The sequence below is a fragment of the Hoylesella loescheii DSM 19665 = JCM 12249 = ATCC 15930 genome, assembly GCF_000378085.1.
Lineage (GTDB): Bacteria > Bacteroidota > Bacteroidia > Bacteroidales > Bacteroidaceae > Prevotella > Prevotella loescheii.
This window is the reverse complement of sequence record NZ_KB899212.1, coordinates 168,133-190,871: the sequence shown is the minus strand read 5'-3', so window position 1 is coordinate 190,871 and position 22,739 is coordinate 168,133. Positions and strand designations below refer to the sequence as shown.

At 48.1% G+C, this 22,739-nt stretch carries 13 protein-coding genes; 10 read left to right on the top strand and 3 right to left on the bottom strand.

Annotation, left to right across the window (positions count from 1 at the left end):
* Positions 1-1,235: 1,235 nt before the first annotated feature.
* Entirely contained in the window at positions 1,236-2,438 is a 1,203-nt protein-coding gene (locus F453_RS0104415; RefSeq protein ID WP_018966925.1) for an acetate kinase, read from the bottom strand.
* Positions 2,439-2,614: 176 nt separating this feature from the next.
* Entirely contained in the window at positions 2,615-3,652 is a 1,038-nt protein-coding gene (gene pta / locus F453_RS0104410) for a phosphate acetyltransferase (RefSeq protein WP_018966924.1), read from the bottom strand.
* 231 nt (positions 3,653-3,883) lie between these two features.
* On the opposite strand from pta, the gene F453_RS0104400 reads away from it, so the two are divergent.
* From F453_RS0104400 to F453_RS0104355, 10 genes are all read left to right on the top strand, one after another.
* Positions 3,884-5,650 carry a GNAT family N-acetyltransferase gene (locus tag F453_RS0104400; RefSeq protein WP_018966923.1) on the top strand — a complete coding sequence of 589 codons (1,767 nt, stop codon included), beginning with the start codon at positions 3,884-3,886 and terminating at the stop codon, positions 5,648-5,650.
* Between the two features lie 282 nt (positions 5,651-5,932).
* Positions 5,933-7,069 carry an ADP-forming succinate--CoA ligase subunit beta gene (gene sucC, locus F453_RS0104395; protein ID WP_018966922.1) on the top strand — a complete coding sequence of 379 codons (1,137 nt, stop codon included), beginning with the start codon at positions 5,933-5,935 and terminating at the stop codon, positions 7,067-7,069.
* 93 nt (positions 7,070-7,162) lie between these two features.
* Positions 7,163-8,041, top strand: a complete 879-nt coding sequence (gene sucD, locus F453_RS0104390; RefSeq protein ID WP_018966921.1) for a succinate--CoA ligase subunit alpha — start codon at positions 7,163-7,165, stop codon at positions 8,039-8,041.
* Positions 8,042-8,300: 259 nt separating this feature from the next.
* Positions 8,301-9,611 (top strand): hypothetical protein, encoded by a 1,311-nt coding sequence (locus F453_RS0104385; RefSeq protein WP_018966920.1) that lies wholly within the window; start codon positions 8,301-8,303, stop codon positions 9,609-9,611.
* A gap of 54 nt (positions 9,612-9,665) precedes the next feature.
* Complete coding sequence (locus F453_RS0104380) at positions 9,666-10,673, top strand: SPFH domain-containing protein (RefSeq protein WP_018966919.1); 1,008 nt, start codon at positions 9,666-9,668, stop codon at positions 10,671-10,673.
* A 143-nt stretch (positions 10,674-10,816) separates the two neighbouring features.
* The gene (locus F453_RS0104375) at positions 10,817-11,080 is read left to right on the top strand and encodes a hypothetical protein (RefSeq protein ID WP_018966918.1); all 264 of its coding nucleotides are present in this window, start codon (positions 10,817-10,819) and stop codon (positions 11,078-11,080) included.
* 815 nt (positions 11,081-11,895) lie between these two features.
* Complete coding sequence (locus tag F453_RS0104370; RefSeq protein ID WP_026292452.1) at positions 11,896-15,240, top strand: SusC/RagA family TonB-linked outer membrane protein; 3,345 nt, start codon at positions 11,896-11,898, stop codon at positions 15,238-15,240.
* Positions 15,241-15,269: 29 nt separating this feature from the next.
* A complete protein-coding gene (locus tag F453_RS0104365; protein ID WP_018966916.1) occupies positions 15,270-16,964 on the top strand; it encodes a RagB/SusD family nutrient uptake outer membrane protein in 1,695 nt (564 codons plus the stop codon).
* Positions 16,965-17,198: 234 nt separating this feature from the next.
* Positions 17,199-20,483, top strand: a complete 3,285-nt coding sequence (locus F453_RS0104360) for a SusC/RagA family TonB-linked outer membrane protein (RefSeq protein WP_018966915.1) — start codon at positions 17,199-17,201, stop codon at positions 20,481-20,483.
* A 21-nt stretch (positions 20,484-20,504) separates the two neighbouring features.
* Positions 20,505-22,337, top strand: a complete 1,833-nt coding sequence (locus F453_RS0104355) for a RagB/SusD family nutrient uptake outer membrane protein (RefSeq protein WP_018966914.1) — start codon at positions 20,505-20,507, stop codon at positions 22,335-22,337.
* Here the strand turns inward: F453_RS0104355 and F453_RS0104350 are convergent.
* Complete coding sequence (locus tag F453_RS0104350; RefSeq protein WP_234398345.1) at positions 22,309-22,614, bottom strand: biopolymer transporter ExbB; 306 nt, start codon at positions 22,612-22,614, stop codon at positions 22,309-22,311. The two genes, F453_RS0104355 and F453_RS0104350, sit on opposite strands and share 29 nt — an antisense overlap.
* Between the last annotated feature and the right edge of the window lie 125 nt (positions 22,615-22,739).

Below are 22,739 nucleotides of genomic sequence, written 5' to 3'. Positions count from 1 at the left end.
AAGCCCACAACCCTCTTGACTATTAGAAACTCATCTCAAAAAAGAGAAAATCATGTTTAAAGTTTGCCCAATGTAAAAAAACACCTAACTTTGCGGCAACATACTTACCCCGCTTCCCATAAGAACAGCGCGCTCAGGGTAAGTTTTTTTCTTTTCAATCGTCCCTATTCATGTTCGATAGATATACGTGAACTCGGGATAAGAAACAATGGTTTTTGAGCAAGATTAGATAAAACCAATAGGCATCTCACCAACTACCGCGTAGCGGTTGGTCTGTTGGTAGGGCAGGGTTGCGAACGAAGTGAACTACCCTGTCTTGCAGATGGAATAACAAAGCAAGGCCGAAGGTCTTGGTCTTTTTACATTTACCGCAGCTGTTGTCCAGTCAATAGACGGATATGAGGGCAAATACCATTGATGAATAACATTATTTTTAGCCATTGGTTTCCCCCAAACAGATCGTTCAAACGTAAAAAGGCCAAGACCTTCGGCCTAGCTTTGCTCACGTACAACTTAGGCAGGGTAGGTCGCCGTTGCTCCCAACCCTGCCCTACCAACAGACCAACCGCTACGCGGTAGTTGACATAACGAATTTCTCTTATCCCGAACTCGCGTATATACATATATGCAAGTCATGGATAAAATATCAACTTCTCTAAACAAGATAAAGATGAAAAAGCTCTCTATCGCACCAACTTACGCCTTGCGATTGATGCATTACACACAACCAACAAACCAATATCCATACTGTCATTTCTTAACCTAAACACCCATAGGCACAACTTTTCCTAGCTAAACGCAATAGTTATTAAGTTTCGAAAGAGGCTCTCTTACAATCAACGAGTTATGCCCTTATATCAACATTAATCACTAACCATCGTGTTACAACTTAGGTGTAACCCTGTTCCATGTTATCTGGAACAGGGTTCCAGTTGATATGGAACGTTGTTCCAGATAACATGGAACAGGAGTCCAAAATAGCTGTACCAAAGCGAGAGATAGAAAGACTATGTGCAAGAGCTATTTTCGGGCAATTTGAGTGCTAAGCTCGTGGCGGTTGATTGGCCAAATAACGAAGAGCGCGGACGAAATAGAACAAGGCAAAATACATCGACAAAAGCTATGAGGGCCAATAAAAAGGAAAGTACTTTACTGTGGGTAGAAAAAGAAAAGACCAATCGGGCGGTGTGCCTGATTGGTCTCTTCGCTAGTGTGAGAGGGTAAAAGCGCCCTCCTTATCCTTGTTTGCTAACAAGCCTTTGAGTGTCGCTAGCAATAACCAGTTCTTCATCGGTGGGTATAACGCATACCGTAACCTTCGAATCGGGTGTAGAAATGATGGCCTCTTTGCTACGAACCTTGTTGGCTTCGGCATCCATCTTAATGCCAAGAAACTCTAAACCGCTGCACGCATCAAGGCGCGTACCTGTTTGGTTCTCACCTACGCCGGCCGTCCACACGATGATATCCACACCACCCATTGCTGCGGCGTATGCGCCAATATATTTCTTGATGCGGTAGTTGTACATGTCGAGAGCTAGCTGAGCACGCTTGTTGCCTTCGGCTGCAGCACTTTCTATCTCGCGCATGTCCGACGAAATGCCCGTGATACCCAACACGCCACTTTGCTTGTTGAGGTATTCGGCCATCTCTTGGGGTTTCATTCCCGTCTTTTCCATGAGATAAGTAACGGCCGAGGGGTCGATGTCGCCCGAACGCGAACCCATCATCAGACCTTCGAGTGGCGTAAGACCCATAGACGTGTCTACACATTTGCCGAACTTAACGGCAGCCATGCTGGCTCCGTTACCGATGTGGCAAGTGATGATACGCTGGGTTTTAATGTCGCGACCAAGGTATTCGCACACGCGTTGCGATACGTAACGATGGCTGGTACCATGGAAACCGTAGCGACGAACATGGTAATCTTCGTAGAACTTATAAGGAACAGCGTAGAGGAAAGCATGTTCGGGCATGGTGCTATGGAAAGCATTGTCGAACACAACCACTTGCGGTGTGGTGGGCATAAGTGCATCTACGGCCCTGATACCACGCAAATGACCCGCGTTGTGCACGGGTGCGAGGTCGCAAAGGTCTTCTATTCCCTTTTCTACCTCTGGTGTAACGATGCAGCTGTCGTTAAACTTATCGCCGCCTTGAACGACGCGATGGCCCACAGCATCAATCTCGCTGAGGTCTTTGATGGCACCAATTTCCTTGTCGAGAAGGGTTTGGAAAACGAAGTTCACACCCTCCTTATGGTCGGGCATGTCGTGCATAATCACCTTTTTCTCGCCATTGGGCAGGGTCAGTTTTAAGAAAGCCTCGTCTAGTCCGATGCGTTCAACGCCTCCTTGTGCCAGAACTGACTTGTCGTCCATGTTGTAGAGCTTGTACTTAATGGACGAGCTACCACAGTTTAATACCAATATTTTCATTCTTATATATCGTTGTTTTCTTTAGTTCTTGAGTTTCTGAGTTCGTGATTTATTGAGTTTTTAAATTCTTCAAACATTATCTCATCCAGAACTTATAAGCTTGTATGAGTGGGCTTGTGAAATGCGTTCTGCAAGCCACATCAACTTAAACACCCCCGCAACTCGGCAACTCCAAATTACTTGTCAGCGGAAAGGGTGCAGGCTTTGGCCTTAGCATCTTGTGCCTGACAAGCAGTAATGGCCACCATATAATAGATGTCATCTACCGAGCAACCACGGCTCAAGTCGTTCACGGGACGTGCTATGCCCTGCAAAATTGGGCCTATGGCCTTGGTGTTTCCTAGTCGCTGCACCAACTTGTAACCAATGTTTCCCACTTCGAGATTGGGCACCACCAACACGTTGGCATTGCCAGCGATGGCACTTCCAGGTGCTTTTTTCTGTCCAACAGATGGAACCAGTGCAGCATCGGCCTGCAATTCGCCATCGATACGCAAGTCGGGGTTCATGGTTTTGGCCAATCGGGTGGCCTCAACCACCTTGTCTACCACCTCGTGACTGGCACTTCCCTTGGTAGAGAAGCTTAACATAGCCACGCGCGGATCTTTAAATCCAGCCACACAGCGTGCCGTAGCAGCGGTACAAACAGCTATTTGGGCCAGCTGATTGGCATCGGGCATGGGTGTAACGGCTACGTCGCCCATCACCACCACACCGTCTTCGCCATACTCTTTTTGGTCGGTTACGAGCAGCATAGCACCACTTATGCAAGTGACACCTGGTTCGCATTTGATAATTTGCAATGCAGGTCGAAGCGTGTCGCCCGTTGTGCTGAGTGCGCCAGATATTTGTCCGTCGGCTCGATCGGTTTTAATGAGCATACAACCAAGGTATAGGTTGTTCTTCACCAGTTCGCGAGCCTGCATCAAAGTCATACCTTTCTTCTTGCGAAGTTCGGCTAGCAGTTGTGCCAACTCTTCGCTATCGGGATTGTCTTCGGGGTCGATGATGGTTGCCTTGTCAATGTTTACCAGTCCGCGAGCCTCTGCCAGCTTATGAATTTCAGAAGGGTTGCCAATGAGAATGATGTCGGCGATCTCGTCGGCCAATGCTCTATCGGCGGCACGAAGCGTACGTTCTTCGCTTGCTTCGGGCAAAACGATGCGCTGTTTGTCACTTTTGGCGCGTTCTATGATTTGGTGTAATAGGTCCATTATTGTCTACCTTATTTTTAAGAAGTTATCTTTTTTATTACGTTGATTTGCTATATGCATAATGCAAAAGTAACAAAAATATGTGGGATAGCCTTTGTCCGACAAATAAAAATTGATAATTTTGTGTCATGGGGCAGTCAAAGGCCAGCACCATGGCATATTCGATAGCGAACAAAAGCAGCAGAACAAGGCCAACAAAGCACGTCCCACACCAGCAACTAACAAAAGTTTATGATAAAATTCAAAGACTTGACAACAGGCGATCGACAACTCATCCAAAGCTACACGCTATGGGGCGAGCGCCAAAATTGTGATCTCTCGTTTGCCAACCTCATCAGTTGGAGATTTCTTTACAACACACAGTTCGCCATCGTAGACGATTACTTAGTGTTCAGGTTTCACTTTAATCGCCACTTGGCGTACATGATGCCCGTGGCTAAACCCCAGCTGCAAGACGACGGAACATACAAGGTGAAACCCTGCGACGAATGCTCCATCGACGTGATTAAAGCCATTAGAGACGACTCTATCGCCATGGGCCACCCCTTTTTGCTGATGGGCGTGTGCAATTATATGCGCGATCTTATCGAGATACGCTTCCCTGACACCTTCGAAATAAAACCCAATAGAGACTCAGCCGACTACATCTATACACGTGAAAAGCTGATTAACCTCTCGGGAAAGAAGTTGCAAAGCAAGCGCAATCACATCAATAAGTTTAAAAACCTTTATCCTCATTATATATATAAGGAGCTTACACCCGACCTCATTCCCCAATGCCTGGCCCTGGAAAAGCAATGGCGAAGCGTATCGAAAGACGATAACGATGAGCAAGACCTTGACGAAGGACTCTCGGGAGAACTGCGTTCGATGACGCGCGCCTTTAACCGATGGGACAGATTGGGACTTACAGGCGGCACCATTTGGGTAGACGACAAGCTGGTGGCATTCACCTTTGGCTGCCCCATCAACCAAAACACCTTCGACGTATGCGTTGAGAAGGCCGACGTGAACTATGAGGGGGCATTCACCATCATCAACCAAGAGTTTGTGAAACACCTGCCCGAGCAGTATTTCTACATCAATCGCGAAGAGGATATGGGCGACGAAGGACTGCGAAGGGCAAAAGAATCGTACAAGCCCGATATTCTCTTAGAGAAGAATAGCGTAATGGAGAAACACCCATTGGCGCTTTTCGAAGACGTGAACCGCATCAAAGAGGAGACGCGCGAGCTGTGGAAGCTAGTGTTTCGCGACTCGGATAAGTTCATGGACCTATACTTCTCGCGTGTGTTCAGGCCCAAATACAACATCGTTTGCCAAATAGACGATCACGTGGTGGCGGCGCTTCAAACTCTTCCTTACAACCTGCTGTACCACGGACAGGAAGTGAAGACGGCCTACATCAGTGGCGTTAGCACCCATCCCGATTACCGACAGCAGGGCGTTGCCGACAATTTGATGCGTCAGGCACACTTCGACCTCTACTATAAAGATACGGTTTTCGCCGCGCTTATCCCTGCCGAAGAATGGCTCTTCGAATGGTATGGCAAGTGCGGATATGCCAAACAGATAACTTGCACACCACCCCCAGAAGACGTGGAGAGCATGGATTTCGCCACGTTCGACCGTTGGCAACGCGCCAAGACCTGTATCTTGCTACACGATGCCGATGCTTTCGACGTGGCTAAAGAAGACATTCGGCTTGCAGGCGACCAATACCAACGCCCCGAAAATAACGTACCAGGCATGATTCGCGTAGTGAACGTTAAGCGTGCACTGCAACTTTACTTGCTGCAACACCCCGAAACGAACACCGTGATACGTGTGGAAGACGACCACGACATACCCATGAACAACGCCTATTACATCTTGGCGAACGGAAAAGTGAAGAAAACCGACGAGCCAGACACTAATGCCACAAGACTGCGCATCGAGCAATTGGCCGACTTCATCTTTGGGGAAGAACGGGCGGAAATGAACCTCATGCTCAATTGAGCCACCCCTTTGCAGCACGTTTGGGATGAGCTATGCGCACGTTTCAACTTGTTCGTCCCAACCTGCGATTACCTTTCAACTTGTAAGCCACATGGGCACATAGCACATAAGGTAGACAAACACAACTGCAAAAACGCAAAACAATGTCAGAAAGCGTACAAATTGGGCGTCTGTTAAAAAATCATTATTACGTAAATTACCCCTGCAAACAACGCCGTGGGTTAAAACAAAAAAACTAAATTTGCACTTAGAACTCATTCTCAAATAATTAATTATCAAACTATGAAAGTTCATGAATATCAGGCAAAAGGTATTTTTGCAAGTTATGGCGTGCCAGTAGACAACAGCATTCTATGCAAAACGCCCCAAGAGGCAGTAGAAGCTTTCAAGAAACTTGGCACAGAACGATGCGTGGTTAAGGCGCAAGTGCACACCGGTGGACGTGGAAAGGCAGGCGGTGTGAAGCTTGCCAGCAACGAGGCCGAAGTGCTTCAGCATGCCACAAGCATTCTGGGGATGGACATCAAGGGCTTCACCGTAGACCGTATACTGGTTGGCGAGGCCGTAAACATCGCCGCCGAATATTACGTGAGCATCGTTATCGACCGCAAGTCGAAAGGTGCCATACTCATGCTAAGCCGCGAAGGAGGCATGGATATCGAGGCCGTGGCGAAAGAAACGCCAGAGAAAATCTTCAAGATTGCCATCGATCCATCCGTAGGACTTACCGACTTCAAGGCCCGCGAAGCTGCTTTCAAACTCTTCGACGACATGGCTCAGGTGAAGCAAGCTGTACCTTTGTTCCAGAAATTGTATAAGCTCTTCGTGGGAAAAGATGCATCGCTGGCCGAAATTAACCCGCTGGTGCTCACCAAAGACGGACAGCTGAAGGCCATCGACGCAAAGATGACCTTCGACAACAACGCCCTTTATCGTCATCCCGACATCTTCGCGATGTTCGAACCCACAGCCGACGAGAAGAAGGAACAAGAAGCTAAGGACAAGGGATTTAGCTACGTGAACCTCGGAGGCGAAATAGGATGTATGGTTAATGGCGCTGGATTGGCCATGGCCACTATGGATATGATTAAGCTTTACGGTGGAAATCCCGCCAACTTCCTCGATATCGGCGGCAGTTCGAACCCCCAAAAGATTGTTGAAGCCATGAAACTGTTGCTTGCAGACAAGCATGTGCGCGTGGTGCTCATCAACATCTTCGGTGGAATTACACGCTGTGACGACGTGGCTCAAGGACTCATCGAGGCCTTTAAGGAACTAAAAACCGACATGCCCATTGTTATCAGATTGACTGGAACCAACGAGAAAGAAGGTCGCGAACTACTGAAAGGCACTAAGTTTATTGTGGCAGAAACCATGGCCGAGGCTGGTAAGAAAGCCGTGGCAGCAGCTGGATATTAACCACAAGACAACAAAACGCGAGCGCAACACCCCGCAATGGGTGTACATGAACCAGTAGTGAACAATTCACCCACAAACTAAAAACATCCCAAAATGAGTATACTAATCAACAAAAATACAAGGCTTATCGTGCAAGGTATCACGGGCCGAGACGGTGGTTTTCATGCCACCAAGATGAAAGCGTATGGCACTAACGTCGTTGGAGGCACCTCGCCAGGCAAAGCAGGACAAGAAGTGAGCGGCATTCCCGTGTTTAACACCGTGCGCGATGCCGTTGAGGCGACCCAAGCCAACACCTCCGTGATCTTCGTTCCCGCAGCTTTCGCCAAAGACGCGATGATGGAAGCAGCCGATGCAGGTATCCAACTCATCATCTGTATCACAGAAGGCGTACCCACTTTAGATGTGGTTCAAGCCTATAACTACATCCGCCAGAAGGGCGCTAAACTAATAGGACCCAACTGTCCCGGACTTATCTCGCCCGAAGAGAGTATGGTTGGCATCATGCCTACCAACATTTTCAAGAAGGGCGGCACAGGAGTTATCAGCCGAAGCGGAACGCTGACCTACGAAGTGGTGTATAATCTCACCCAAAACGGCATGGGACAAAGCACCGCCGTGGGTGTAGGTGGCGACCCAATCGTGGGCCTTTACTTCCAAGATTTACTCGAAATGTTCGAGAACGACCCTGCAACCGACAGCATCGCCATTATCGGAGAGATTGGCGGAGATGCCGAAGAGCGGGCCGCCGAATACATTAAGGCGCACGTAACCAAACCCGTTGCCGCCTTCATCTCGGGCAGAGAAGCACCCAAAGGCAAACAAATGGGACATGCAGGAGCCATCATCTCGAGCGGAAGCGGTACGGCAAAAGAGAAGGTTGCAGCCTTCGAAGCGGCCGGAATACCCGTAGCTAGAGAAACAAGCGAAATTCCCATGCTGCTTAAAAAGCAACTGGACGCGAAACAATAGCAAACGTTTAGGGGGCGGCGAGGGCAACTAAGCCCATACGGTTACAAGGCAATATCGGAATTGATCGACACATAAGAACTCCTGAACACTTATAGCCTTTAACCCAGCCAACCCTCCCCCACCGATAAATCGCACTCCGACCGCCAGAGGTCGGAGTGCCTTTCTTCACTTGTTTGGCCATCCACTCCAACCCTGTTGCATATATAATAAGGAGTGTGAAGCCAACAATAATCCATCTTTAGAGAATTGGAAAACAAACATGAGCAAACGAATCAAAGTAATTAAATGCCCACATTGTGGAAGCGTTAAGGTAAAAGAAACACGAACCGACTATTACCAATGCGAAGCATGCTCCACCGAATTTTTCATTGATAGCGATGATATCAACATCAACCACCATTACGTTGGCCCCACCGACAACGTCTCCCAAACCAACATTATCAAATATTTGCTGATAGCGCTAGCCGTTATCTGCTTCATATCCATACCCTCTATCATCGTCAAATGCTTCAGAAGCAGTGCCACGCATTCAACTCCCTCGGTGTTTTCTAGCATGCCCGAAGAGAAGGAACGTTTCAACACCGAGCACATTATGCCCTTCCTCACCAAAGACGGGCGAGCTGTCGTGGCGGTTTTTGGTTCCGTTAGTAAGGGCGATTACCGCAATGAAAAGATCGATTACCTAATGCGGGTGTACGATGTGAAGAAAGACGAGAAGATAAAAGAGCAGCGTCTGGCAGTAGATAAGCTTGACGATGTGCAAACCCGAACCTTCGAGAACGGCTGGATAAACGTGGTTATCAACAAGAGCACATGGTACACCATAGACCCAAGCTCGCTCGAACTGAAAGAGATGACCGTCTACAAGAACGTACCCGAACTGCGTGAAGGCTTCGCTAGCATCGAACCACTTTACCCAGGCGACTCTGATGGCTTCAAGGTGATGACCAACCTTGGCAAAGAGCGCTATTACCTGCCGCTCATCGGCAAGACATACACATCCAACGAGCTTTTCGACGCCTGCCAAGCCAAGCTGCCTAACCCCACCGTTCGCACGGCATTCGCTTTCTCAAAGCAAACAACAGACTATCCAGAGCAGCAAATACAACTGGTGAAATACACCCATTACGCGCAAGAAGGTCAGCCCAAAAGAGATTCGTGGGAATTCGGATGGTGCAGGGATTTTGGTGAAAAATCGGGCATTTTCTTCGGAAATGCAGGCTCGGTGAAGGCTTTCATCAGCACATTCGACCGCAAGATGGCGCGCCTCATCAACTATTCCGACTTCACACCCGAAGCCATATACTTCTCGCCGAGCGTGCTTTGGTTCGACAACTCGCAATTGCTTATACGCTATAAACCCACGGCCAAGGAAGATGCCGAGTACGTTTACCAGCTGTTAGACGCCAATACCGCCCAGCGCAAGTGGTCGATAAAGGCGCCAGCCAAGTTCAACACCACCAACATAGAAAATGTAGTGCGCTCGCCCGAAGGCTTCCTTATCCCCAGCTACCGCAGCGCTTGGTTAATCGGTAACGACGGGAAAACCATCGCCGTGAGAGAATTTTAAGTGCCTTGAGGCATCAAATGCATTTCGTTACACATTATAATATATACATACATTATGGGCATAGCCAATCTTTTTCGCAATCAGCTGTCGGCCGTAATTCAATGGCAAGCTGATAAACAACAATACTTGTGGTACAAATATCCCACTAAAACCGACGAGATAAAGAACGCCAGCAAACTGATAGTTGGCCCAGGACAAGGCGCAGTGTTGGTTTACGAAGGCAAAGTGGTAGACGTACTGACGGAAGAAGGAACCTTTAACCTCAAGACCGACAACCACCCCTTCTTCACCACACTTGTAAACCTTCGCCAAAACTTCGAAAGCGAACACAAGCTGCACATCTATTTCTATCGCAAGGCGCAAGTTACGAACCAGCAATGGGGCACCTCTTCGCCCGTAAAGTTTATTGACGAGCAATATAACCTGCCCGTAGAAATGGGCGTTAATGGAACGTTCTCTTACCAAATAAGCGACGTTGAGCACTTTTTTAAAGACATCGTTGGTGCACGAACAGAAGTTAGCAACAGCGAGATACGCGATCTGATATTGGGCCGTCTGTCGCAAAACATCGTTACAACCATCCACAAGCTGGGCTACTCGTACAACCAGATAGACGGCCACCTCACCGAAATTGGTCAAGAGCTAGCCACCCTACTCAACGAAGAGACACAGAAACTGGGCTTCACCCTCACCGACTTCCGCGTAGACGGAACGCTCTTCGACGAGCAAACACAAGAGCGAATAGGCAGAATTGCCGATGTAACGGCCGACTCGCAGGCTGCACAGGCGGGCGGACTTACCTACGCCGAACTGGAAAAACTACGTGCCTTGCGCGATGCAGCACGCAACGAAGGTGGCCTTTCGGGCAGTGGCGTGCAGATGGGCGTGGGGCTTGAGATGGGCAAACAAATGGGAGCCGCCACCCAACTGATGAACGAACGCAGCCCGGCCGACGACGATTTATCACGCCGATTGGCTCGCCTGCGCCTACTAAGAGACGAAAACGTGATTACGGATGCCGACTACGAAGCGAAGAAACGCGAGTTGCTCAACGAGATATAACACCCGCTTAGCATGCCGTTTCAAACGCCTTGTAGACGTATAAACCCATAAACTTGCCAACTCATCATATCGTTTACCAGTTAATCCGTTAACTGGTAAACTTATCAACTCACATACTTGCAAACCCATAAACTCGCCAAACAATGAAATATATCAAAGCCATAATATGGAGCATCGTGCTACTTATCGTTCTCGTTGCTCTCTTTGCCATCATCAAAATATGGGGCATCACCCTGCCCGAGGGCTGGAACATGTCTGTCAGAACCCTCGTCAACATCATCCTTACCGTTGGTATTGCCGACTTCCTACTTATTTTCTTCCTCATCGCCATCCCTTTCTTAACAGGCAAATCGCGAAAGAAATACAATGAAAAGAGTGGAAAAGTGGCGCAAAGAATGGAGGATTAAGCAAACGTTTTTGCCGTCTAGGCCAATAACAAGCTTCATTCCCAACCCCCTTCTATTCATTCATCCACATCCCCGCACCAACATTTAGTTAAGCATATTATTAGTTCGTGGCGTGCGTTGAAAAAGCTTTTGTTCAAAGCTTTTTCAACTAACGCCTCGGTAAAGATAAGTTGTACCGTCATTCCAGTTAACGTGGAACAAGGTTCCATTTATGATGGAACAAGACTACACATCAACTGGAACAGCATTACACATCAGTTGTAACACTTCAAGAACTGCTAAAGCTGCGTGCAAGCGCTTATCTAACGGGAGATAATTACACAATTATGGGTCAATAAAGTACAAGCCAACGAGGTCTTTTACCAAAGCTTATATAATAAAACAATTAATTAAACCGCAGCCGAAACGAAAATATTGACGGTATTGGGCCTTCCAAAATAACGTTTCGTAAATATGTTGTTGTACAAGGTTAAATATCTTATATTTTTACACGTCACTAGCTAACTATATCGTAAAAGCAGTGTAAAAACAGCGAGCGAATTACCAATTAACCTTTTATTGCTAAACTCTTAAATCTTGTGATATAAATTATTTTTAACACAAAAATAAGTCTATGTATATTAAAAACTTGTAAATTTGCCTATACCTAAAATGATATCCAGGCCTAATAAGATGAAAAGGCCGTAGTTTCTAAACAATTTAAAGTTGACAACAGTGTACCGAGCGAGCCCGCACCATGGCGTCAAATCCCCCTTCAACAAAAGGCTAAAACAACGCCAGCAGGTATCACAACGTATCTACTTAATAATGTCCTTATGAAAAAAGCTTATTGTTTACTTGCAACGCTGGCTTCCCTAACCGCCCCGTCTACTATGCTGACGGCCATGGCAGGAAATACTCAAGGAGCCGCTATCGTGACTGAACTGCAAGAGCAGAACACTATCACGGGTGTGATTACCGATACCCAAGGCGAACCCATCACAGGCGCAACAGTGGCTGTGGTTGGAAAAACCGTGGGTGCCGTGTCCGATATTAACGGGCGATTTACCCTCAATGTGCGTCCAGGCGCTAAGTTGAGCATCTCATACGTGGGTTATAAAACCGTAACCGTTGCGGCTTCAGAATCCATGAAGATTGAGCTGCAAGAAGATGCTGGCCAACTCTCCGAAGTGGTTGTAGTGGGCTATGGCACACAGAAAAAGGCTAATCTTACGGGTGCCGTAAGCACCGTAGACCTCTCAAAGACCATGGCCGGACGTCCACAACAAGATGTGGCCAAGGCCTTGCAAGGTGCTGTGCCGGGTCTGTCGGTTATCAGTAACAATGGCGATATCAACGGCAAGCCCACCCTGCGCATACGTGGTGTGGGAACATTGAGTAACGATGCCAAAAGCAATCCATTGATCGTGGTAGACGGCGTGCCTATGGACGACATCTCGTTCCTTAACACGCAAGACATCGAAAGCGTGTCGGTGCTCAAGGATGCTGCCTCTACATCCATCTATGGAACAAGAGCAGCCTTCGGTGTGATATTGATACAAACAAAAGGTGCACACCCCACGGAGCGTTCGACCATCACTTACAGCAACAACTTTGCATGGGATCAGGCGACCTTCACCCCTGATTATCCCGATGTTCCTACGCAATTGAGAGCCGCATTGGAAGGTAAAGCCAGTGCAGGAAAATACGCAGTGGAACTATTTGGTATGCATTTCGACAAGCTGCTGCCACTCGCAGAGAAATGGCAACAGCAAAACGGAGGCAAGACAAACTATCGCGAGATGCGCCCATACATAGACGAAAACAACGTGGGCGACTATACACTCATTGACGGTAAGCCTTACTATTATGCCGATTGGGACATCAATAAGATTTATTACAACAATGCCGCCCCATCGCAAAGCCACATTCTGTCAATACAAGGCTCGTCAGGGAAGAGTTCTTACTATATTTCCTTTGGCTATGATCACAAGGACGGCATCATGAAAGTACGTCCCGACAAGCTGGATAAGTATAATGCTACGGTTAACGTAACCAGCAGCCTGTACGACTGGCTGCAGGTGGGAGCACGCTTTAACTATACGCGTCGCGACTATGAACGTCCCGATACATATAACAATGTATACCAATACCTATGGCGTTGGGGCTCGTTTTTCATCCCTTCGGGTACAATCGGCGGATACGACACGCGCGTGTTGGCACAGCTGAAACAGGCAGCCACAGAGAAGACCGCTACCGATTTCACTCGCATGAACGCATTCCTCAAAGCTAACATCATGGAGGGGTTGACGTTTAATGCGGACTTCACCTACGCCATCCAAAATATGAACAGCGGCTCGCAAGACTTCTCAGTTTATGGAATCAACTGGTTACACGCCAATCCCACCTACATCGTAGAGAAGGAAGCGACTTCTGTGTGGAAAGATAACTCGAAAGAAAACACGTGGACACTTAATGCCTACATTGACTACGAGAAGAGTTTCGCCCAGAAACACAATCTCAAAGCGATGGCGGGTTTCAATGCCGAGAAGGTTGAATATATCTATCTCAAAGGTAGCAGAAACATACTGTTCGATCAAGCGATGCCCGAACTGAACCTTGCAATGAAAGAAGGACAGGACATTGGCTCTAAACATACCCGCCGCGCATCTGCAGGATTCTTCGGCAGAATCAACTACGACTACAAAGACATTTACCTCTTGGAAATCAACGGGCGTTACGATGGCTCGTCTAGATTCCCACACAATGCACACTGGGCATTCTTCCCATCGGTTTCTTTGGGTTATCGTTTCACCGAAGAACCATACTTTAAGAACCTGAAAAATGTTGTGAGCAATGGTAAGTTGCGTGCATCAATAGGCGAAATAGGTAATGAGGCCGTAGGCGATTACATGTTTGAAGAACTGATTAGCCAGATGGAAGACAAGTATGTGAACTGGGTGGACAACAATAAGCCTAACGCCAACCTGCTAACCATGTACAACATGCCCGACCTTGTGGCAAAGAGCCTTACATGGGAACGCATCCGAACCACCGACATAGGCATCGACCTAGGTTTTCTTAACAATGAGTTGATGGTAGGTTTCGATTGGTATCAACGTGAGAATCGCGATATGCTAGCCCCCTCGAAAGTGCTTCCACAGGTCTTGGGAGCTGATGCCCCCGTATCTAATGCAGGTACCTTGCGCACACGCGGATGGGAGTTTACTGTAGATTGGCATCATCGCTTCGGCGAGTTTAACGTGTACGCTAATTTCAACCTGAGCGATTCGCGCTCGAAAGTAGTAAGGTGGGACAACCCATCGATGCTGCTCAACGCCAACTATTCAGGCAAAAACTATGGTGACATCTGGGGTTTTGAGACCGACCGCTATTTCGAAGAGAGCGACTTCACTGGGAAAAACCCTGATGGAACATGGAATTACGCCAACGGCGTTGCTTCGCAAAAGGGCCTGGAACAAGGCTCGTTCCACTACGGACCAGGCGACGTGAAGTTCAAAGACCTTGACGGCAATGGTGTTATCAATGGCGGTAAAGGTACAGCCAACGATCATGGCGACCTCAAGGTGATAGGTAACTTCTTGCCCCGTTACGAATATAGCTTCCATCTTGGTGGCTCTTGGAAGGGCATCGACCTTGACCTATTCTTCCAAGGCGTGGGTAAACGTGATGCATGGACAATTTCTTCGATGAACTTCCCTCTGATGCGTGAGGCCGACCTTGCACTTTACGCACATCAAACCAGTTACAACAAGGTGCGCTTCTCGGCAGATCGCAAGACCATTGAGGGCTACGAAATTGACCAGAACAACAAATATCCGCGCTTGTATCCTGGCAATGAGGGGAAAGGAACAATATCAGGAATAGAAAACGGAACAAACAACTATTATCCGCAATCACGCTATCTCACCGACATGTCGTATCTAAGGTTAAAGAACGTAACTCTTGGCTACACTTTACCCGCAGAACTAACACGCAAGGCCTACATACAAAAGGCACGCATATACTTCAGCGCAAACAATCTCTTCTTACTGTATAAAGGCAACGACCTGCCCGTAGACCCCGAAATAAATACAGGTGCAGGATTGAAGTATGGCGGTTGGGGACGTACCACGCCCATAACCCGTACTTTCTCGTTTGGCATGCAGGTAACATTATAACTAAAAAACCATCTTAAAGCATTAGAAATATGAAAAAGATATTGATATGCGGTATCATTGTGACGGGTGCGCTGACTAGTTGCGACAGCTTCTTAGATATACACCCAGACGATACCTTCACCAATACTCCTTCTTATTGGAGCAACACCGATAACTTGGACAACCAGTGCAACACTTTCCTCAATAACTATACAGGTTACGGAAACGGAGGCTCGTACGGATGGTTTTACTTCAAGACGTTGGGCGATGACCAAGTAAACTTTTCCGACAACAACTGGGAATATACTAATGTCGTGGCATCGTCATTAGACTGGAAATATCCATTCGAAGACGTGCGCCATGCCAACTACGTTCTAACTGGCCTGAAGTCGTCATCACTCGCTTACGAGACGAAAGCCAACTATGAGGGTATTGCCAAGCTCAACAGGGCGTGGACCTACTATCAGCTTGTACGCCAATATGGTGATGTGCCCTTCATCAATACAGTGGTTACCACCGAAGACGATAATATTCTATATGGTCCCAGGATTGACCGCGACATAGTGATGGACAGTGTGTTGAACGACCTTAACTATGCAGCAGAGCACATTACGCAAACTAACAAGCAAAGATTTACGGCCGACATGGCATTGGCAATGAAAGCCGAGATTGCGCTCTACGAAGGAACGTATTGCAAATACAGAACTGCCGAGGACAACGCTGGTAAAGCCGCCAATCCTGACAGGGCACAGCGTTATCTTAACGAATGCGTTGACGCTTGCAATAAGCTCATGGCTAAGGACTATAAACTGAACGAGAGCTATAGAGGCAACTACAATTCTACCGACTTGAGCAAAAATCCGGAGATGATTTTCTATAAGCCTTACTCTAAGAATAAGTTGCACCACTCTACCATCGACTACACGATGAACACTGGTGGAACCAACGGTATGACCAAGGATGCTTTCGACGCGTATCTCTTCCTTGATGGCAAGCCTAAGGCAACAACTACAATGAACACCAACGATGCTGCCACTAAGAATGCCGATGGACAGTATAGCATTGAGGCGCAACTTGCCGTACGCGACAAACGATTGGCCGAAACCATCGACCCGATACTTGCTTTCAAAGGTCACGACTACAAGCGTGCAGGCAGTAGTGGTTTCACTTCGTCCACAGGCTACGCTGTTTGCAAATACGATAATGTGACAGAACTAACTGTAGACGAACGTAACAACATCGGCAGGCAGTACACCGACTGCCCTATTTACTGGTTGTCTGTCATTTATCTAAACTTTGCCGAGGCCAAAGCTGAACTTGGAACGATCACGCAAACCGACCTAGACAACAGCGTAAACAAGCTGCAAACACGCGCAGGACTACCTGGAATACAGCTTGCTCCTGCTGCCGACCCAGCCAATAACATGAACGTGAGCAACCTACTGTGGGAAATCCGCCGAACACGCAGATGCGAATTGATGTTCGATAACTGGACACGCTATTGGGATTTGATACGTTGGCACCAGCTCCATCTCCTCGATTCAGAGCAACATCCCAACATCTATCTCGGAGCAAACCTCAGCAATGTGACTAACCCAGAAGAGGACCTGACCCCCAATGGGTATATGATTGGTTCGAACACCATCAATCAAGTGCGCCGTTTCGATAAGAAATATTACTTCTATCCCATACCAACTGGCCAGATCACGCTGGGCGGATTAACCCAGAACCCTGGTTGGCAATAGAAAACAATAAGAGATTTAGCCTTCCAAAGGTTAGATCTAACACTACTACAAATGGGGTATAGCGGGACTAACAACACCGACAAGCTGCACCTCACTTTGCAAACAAGACTAGATTTGGCAGGGACTTACCTGAAAATGGCAAGCGCCCTGCCAAATCATGAATAAGACAGACTCACCAATCTGCGACACACAATTCACAAAAAAATACAATTATACCAACAAATCATATTTAAAATGCGAAGAATCTATTATTTAAGCGCGGCTTTCGCAGCCCTATCGGGCACATTCGCCCTGCAACAGGCACAGGCCGCAGCAAACCAAACGCCACGCACCGTTAACACCGTGCAACAGCAAACAGGTCTTTCGGGCATCGTTACCGATGCTAACGGCGAACCCGTAACGGGCGCTTCAGTCGCCATCGAAGGCAAGGGCGTGGGCGCAGTGACCGACATCAACGGCCGATTCACCATCGACGCACGTCCGGGAGACAAGCTAACCATCACCTACGTGGGCTATAACCCCATGCACGTGACAGCCAAAGCCGATATGCGCATCACCCTCACCGAGAACGCCAGTCAGCTAGGCGAAGTGGTGGTGGTGGGCTATGGTACTCAAAAGAAGGTGAATCTCACGGGTGCCGTGTCTAACGTAAACGTGAAAGAGGCCATCGCCAGCCGTCCCATCACCGATGTGGCCAAGGCTTTACAGGGTATAACCCCTGGTCTTACCATCACCAACCGTATCGGTGGAGTTGGCACACAAAGTGCCGTTAAACTACGTGGTTCGGTGGGTTCGCTTAGCGCAGAGTCGGGAACAACGCCACTCATCCTCGTAGACAACGTGGAAGTACCCAACCTGAACTTGGTAAACCCCGACGACATCGAAACCATTTCGGTGCTCAAAGACGCAGCTTCGGCATCCATTTACGGAACTCGTGCTGCATGGGGTGTTATCCTTATCACCACCAAACAAGGTTCTAACAACGATAAGGTAAACGTAAGCTACTCCAACAACTTTGCTTGGAGCACGCCCACCAAGATGGCCGAGCAGATGAAAGCATCAGACAACGCCCGCTTTATCTTCGAGATTATGAAGAGCAAAGGCTTGTCTAGCAAGTCGAATATCGGTTATACCATCGACGAGGCACTAATTGGCAAACTCGAAGAATGGGAAAACAAGTATGGCGGAATGTCGCAAGAAGAACTCGGAGAGATGCAGCAAGGCCGCGACTTTGATATTATTGGCGGTAACACTTACTTCTATCGCTCGTTCGATCCAATTAAGGAATTCACCCGTAAATGGACTCCACAGCAGAACCATAACCTATCGGTGACGGGCGGAAGCAAGAAAACCACCTACAATATCAGTTTGAGTTACCTCACCCAAAGTGGTGTAATGAAGTACAACTCCGATAAATACGACCGCTATACGCTGCATAGCAACATCACAACCAACGTTAGCGACTGGTGGAAAGTGCGCACAAACATACTCTTTACGCGCACTAAGAACGATGAGCCATACCGTTTCACGTCTGGCCAATACGATGCTTGGTTCTACCTTTTACGTTGGCCTCGCTGGTATCCTTATGCCAATTACCAGGGTCGTCCCTTCCGTTCGGCAGTTACCGACATCAAGCATGGCAATCGCGAAAACACCACAACCACTTACGTTCGCGGAAATCTAGGCACGGAGATAACGCCAATGAAGAATCTCTCCATCAACTTCGACTACACGTTCTCCTTCACCAACGATTCGCGTAAGGTGAACGGTGGCACGATCTACGCCTACGACATGTTCTCCACGGCACCATTCTCTAACTACACAGACATCTACGGTTTGCCTCACAACATGGCCGAACAGTCTAGCCAATACACCCTGCAAAACATCTTTAAGGGTTATGCAACCTACATGTTCGACATCGAAAAGCAACACAACTTTAAGTTGATGGCCGGTTTCGACGCCGAAACACGTGAAGCTTTCGCACACTATTCAGAGCGCCAAAAGCTCTATAACGAGAAATATCCAGAGATCGCTCTGGCCTACGGAAACCAATTCTCGTACAACAGCAACTACAGCTATCACAACGATTTCGCTGCGGCTGGTGTGTTCGGACGTATCAACTATGACTATCTACAACGCTACCTGCTCGAATTTAACCTGCGTTACGACGGCTCTTCACGCTTCCCTGTTGGCAAGAAGTGGGCATTCTTCCCCTCGGTATCGGCTGGATGGCGTGCAAGCGAAGAGAAATTCATGGACTGGACTAAACCAGTGCTCTCCAACTTCAAGCTTCGTGCCTCATGGGGAACCATTGGTAACCAAGATGTAGCAGCTTACGCTTACCTTCCCATCATGGCTCCGCAAAACTCGGGATGGGTTATCGATGGCAAGAACGTAGCTACACTCAACACGCCTTCCGTTAGTTCGGATGCCCTGACATGGGAACGCGTGTCCACACTCGACATTGGTTTCGATGCCAGCCTTCTCAACAACGACCTCAATATCACATTCGATTGGTATCGTCGCGTAACATCGGGCATGCACACCGTGGGCGAAAAGCTACCCGCCACCTTTGGTGCCACAGTGCCCAAGATGAACTTCGGTGAGCTCACCGGCACCGGATTGGAGATTGGCGTTAACTATCAGCACCAGTTCGAGAATGGTTTGGGTATCTCGGCATCGGCTTCTTTCTCGCACGTTAAGGAAGTTATCACCAAGTTTAACAGTCAAACGCGTGACATCAACGAGAACTACGAAGGTAAACGACTTGGCGAAATATGGGGTTACGAAACCGATCGCCTGTTCCAAGCAGACGACTTCGACAATACTGGAAAGCTTAAAGACGGCATCGCTTCACAAAGTAAATTCGAGAACGACGCCTTTAAATTCGGTCCGGGCGACGTGAAATACAAGGATCTAAATAACGACGGAAAGATCACTTACGGCGACAATACGGTTGATAATCCTGGCGACCAGAAGGTGATTGGTAACTACCTGCCCAACTACGAGTATAGTTTCTCGTTGGGTGCAAACTATAAGGGATTCGATTTCAACATGTTCTTCCAAGGCGTAGGTAAGCGCGACTTCTGGGTTGGCGGTGCTGTTGGCATCCCCGCAGGTGGTTCTGGCTACATGGATGCAGCCTACAAGCACCAGCTAGATTACTGGACGCCCTCCAATACGGGTGCTTTCTACCCCCGTCCCACCGATATGAGCTGGAAACAAAACAACCAGAACTATCTCAAACAAACCCGTTTCCTTGCCAACATGGCTTACTTGCGTTGCAAGAACATAACGCTGGGCTACACCTTGCCACAAGACATCGTGAAAAAAATCATGCTGCAAAGCTTCCGCGTATATGTTAGTGCCGAAAATCTCTTTGAGTTCGAAAACCTGCACTTGCCTATCGACCCCGAAACAACGGAGTACAAGCGCGGAGCAGCAAATGCCTCATGGTCTTTCGGACGCTCATATCCCTTCACGCGAACCATTTCTTTCGGCTTGCAAGCCGCATTCTAAACCTCTTAACAAGAACAAAATATGAAACATAAGATATTGGGCCTCGCTTTGCTAGCCCTGCCATTGGTAGCCTGCAACGATTTCCTTACGCGCGAACCGTATGACAAGCTACGTGGCGACAACGACGAAACATGGAACTCGGAAGACGTTATCAAGTATTCCATGTACAACGTATATCCCACTTTCTTTAAGGGATATAACTCAAGCTGGGGACGTGCCGACTGGTTTGCAGAAACAAACATTGCCGACTGGAACGACGATAATGCCCAAGAAGTGGCAACTTTCTTCACCAAGAACGTACCCACCGCAACCACCGCCGCTACTCAATGGAACTTCGACCAGATACATACCGTCAACACCTATCTTGACAAATTGTCGCGGTCAACCATCCTCGATGAACCCAAACGCCATTGGACGGGTGTCAACCGTTTCCTCCGCGCAGTGGAATATGCCAAGTTGGTATCTAACTTCGGCGACGTTCCTTACTATCAACAGCCAATTGCCCCAACCGACAAGGCCACTTTATATCGTGCATTCAGTCCGCGATTGGAAGTGATGGACAGCGTACTCTCAGATATGAAGTATGCCATGGAGAATGTTCGTCTTACCGATGGCGAGAAAGGACTTAACATCACCCGCGACCTTGTTTATGCTTATGCATCGCGCATATTCCTCTTTGAAGGCACATGGCAGAAGTATCACAATCCGCAGAACACCGAAGTAGCCGCCAAATACTTGCAAGTGGCCAAAGATGCAGCCGATTACGTGTTGAAATCTAAGCGTTATGAGCTATGCAGCAACTACAAAGATCTCACCACTTCGATAGATCTCGCGGGTAATCCAGAGATCATTCTCTACCGTGCTTATGCTGCAGGTGTTGTCACCCACAGCTTGATGACGTTCAACAACACAGAACCCGAGAAGTCTAGTCCATCTAGGTCACTCATCGAGAGCTATCTCATGCAGAACGGTCTACCTATAACCCAAGAGGGAGGAAACGCCATGTACCAGGGCGATAAGGACTTCAAGAAAGAGATGATGAAACGCGATCCGCGCCTTTATGCCACCATCGACACCACAGAACTGCGCTTGCCATCTGTCGCCGCAGTATATGCCACGTCGGGCTATTTCGCTAATCGCTTCGTCAACCCCACGCTCATCAATGCCGCTGGCGGTAAAAGCTACACCAACATTACCGATGCGCCCGTGATGAAACTCAACGAAGTGATGATGAACTACATCGAAGCAGCAGCAGAGTTGGCCACTTTGGGTAAGTACACCCTTACCCAAGCCGACTTCGATCTCACCATCAATGCCCTTCGCAAGCGTCCTAGCACCAACATGCCTGCCCTGCAATTGGTGGGCGATGCACTACACGTGCCCGCTGGCGAGATAAAAGATAGCCAACGCCAAGCTAATGTTTCGCCCATCCTTTGGGAGATACGTCGCGAGCGTCGCGTTGAGTTGGTGTACGAAGGTCTGCGCTTTAACGACCTACGTCGTTGGAAAAAGCTGGAAGATGCCGACATGCAAAAGAACCCCAAGCTTAACATGGGTGCCTTCGTTAACAAGAAGGAGTACGTAGCGTGGTACAATCAAACGCATCCCGCAGAAAAACCTGAAAAGGTATTAACCCTAGAGAAACTGAGCAAGATGCATCTCATTCAGCTCAACCCCGCCACAGGAAAGTATGAAGTAAACGACACCGTAGGCTACATCATACCTATTGTGAAAGAAGACTTTATGCGTACCTTCGCCGACAAGGATTATCTCTATCCCATCCCCATCGACCAACTAACGCTCTATCGCAACGCTGGTCATGCCATCAAGCAAAACCCCGGTTGGGAAAAATAATCAAAGTGATCATCATCCATTCCCCCATCTCGTCGATGCGAGATGGGGGAATTTTGATTTTAATAAAACCAACACCAGCCTCACCCCCAGCCCCTCTCCAAGGGGAGAGGGGAGTGATATGCCGTGTGACGACAATGCTGCCCGTATTCATTAGCATTGGTATGCCGATACAGCCATACATCATTATCAGTGCGATTACAAAATTACCTGCGCCTATTAACATTTGTATGCCCATACCAGCCTGTGTCATTTTCGATGCGATTACAAAACCACCCATACCTATTAGCATTACATCCACATGGCATACCACTCCCCTCTCCCCTTGGAGAGGGGCTGGGGGTGAGGCTCTTCTTTAGAAAAAACAATACGCTTTGTGCATTTTGCCACTTCAATTTTTCTTCC

Excerpts from the sequence above, each read along its gene's own strand:
- F453_RS0104360 (WP_018966915.1), top strand. The coding sequence starts at position 17,199 with ATGCGAAGAATCTATTATTTAAGCGCGGCTTTCGCAGCCCTATCGGGC.
- F453_RS0104355 (WP_018966914.1), top strand. The coding sequence starts at position 20,505 with ATGAAACATAAGATATTGGGCCTCGCTTTGCTAGCCCTGCCATTGGTA.
- F453_RS0104375 (WP_018966918.1), top strand. The coding sequence starts at position 10,817 with ATGAAATATATCAAAGCCATAATATGGAGCATCGTGCTACTTATCGTT.
- F453_RS0104400 (WP_018966923.1), top strand. The coding sequence starts at position 3,884 with ATGATAAAATTCAAAGACTTGACAACAGGCGATCGACAACTCATCCAA.
- sucD (WP_018966921.1), top strand. The coding sequence starts at position 7,163 with ATGAGTATACTAATCAACAAAAATACAAGGCTTATCGTGCAAGGTATC.
- F453_RS0104350 (WP_234398345.1), bottom strand. The coding sequence starts at position 22,614 with ATGGGTGGTTTTGTAATCGCATCGAAAATGACACAGGCTGGTATGGGC.
- F453_RS0104370 (WP_026292452.1), top strand. The coding sequence starts at position 11,896 with ATGAAAAAAGCTTATTGTTTACTTGCAACGCTGGCTTCCCTAACCGCC.
- F453_RS0104415 (WP_018966925.1), bottom strand. The coding sequence starts at position 2,438 with ATGAAAATATTGGTATTAAACTGTGGTAGCTCGTCCATTAAGTACAAG.
- F453_RS0104365 (WP_018966916.1), top strand. The coding sequence starts at position 15,270 with ATGAAAAAGATATTGATATGCGGTATCATTGTGACGGGTGCGCTGACT.
- pta (WP_018966924.1), bottom strand. The coding sequence starts at position 3,652 with ATGGACCTATTACACCAAATCATAGAACGCGCCAAAAGTGACAAACAG.
- sucC (WP_018966922.1), top strand. The coding sequence starts at position 5,933 with ATGAAAGTTCATGAATATCAGGCAAAAGGTATTTTTGCAAGTTATGGC.
- F453_RS0104380 (WP_018966919.1), top strand. The coding sequence starts at position 9,666 with ATGGGCATAGCCAATCTTTTTCGCAATCAGCTGTCGGCCGTAATTCAA.
- F453_RS0104385 (WP_018966920.1), top strand. The coding sequence starts at position 8,301 with ATGAGCAAACGAATCAAAGTAATTAAATGCCCACATTGTGGAAGCGTT.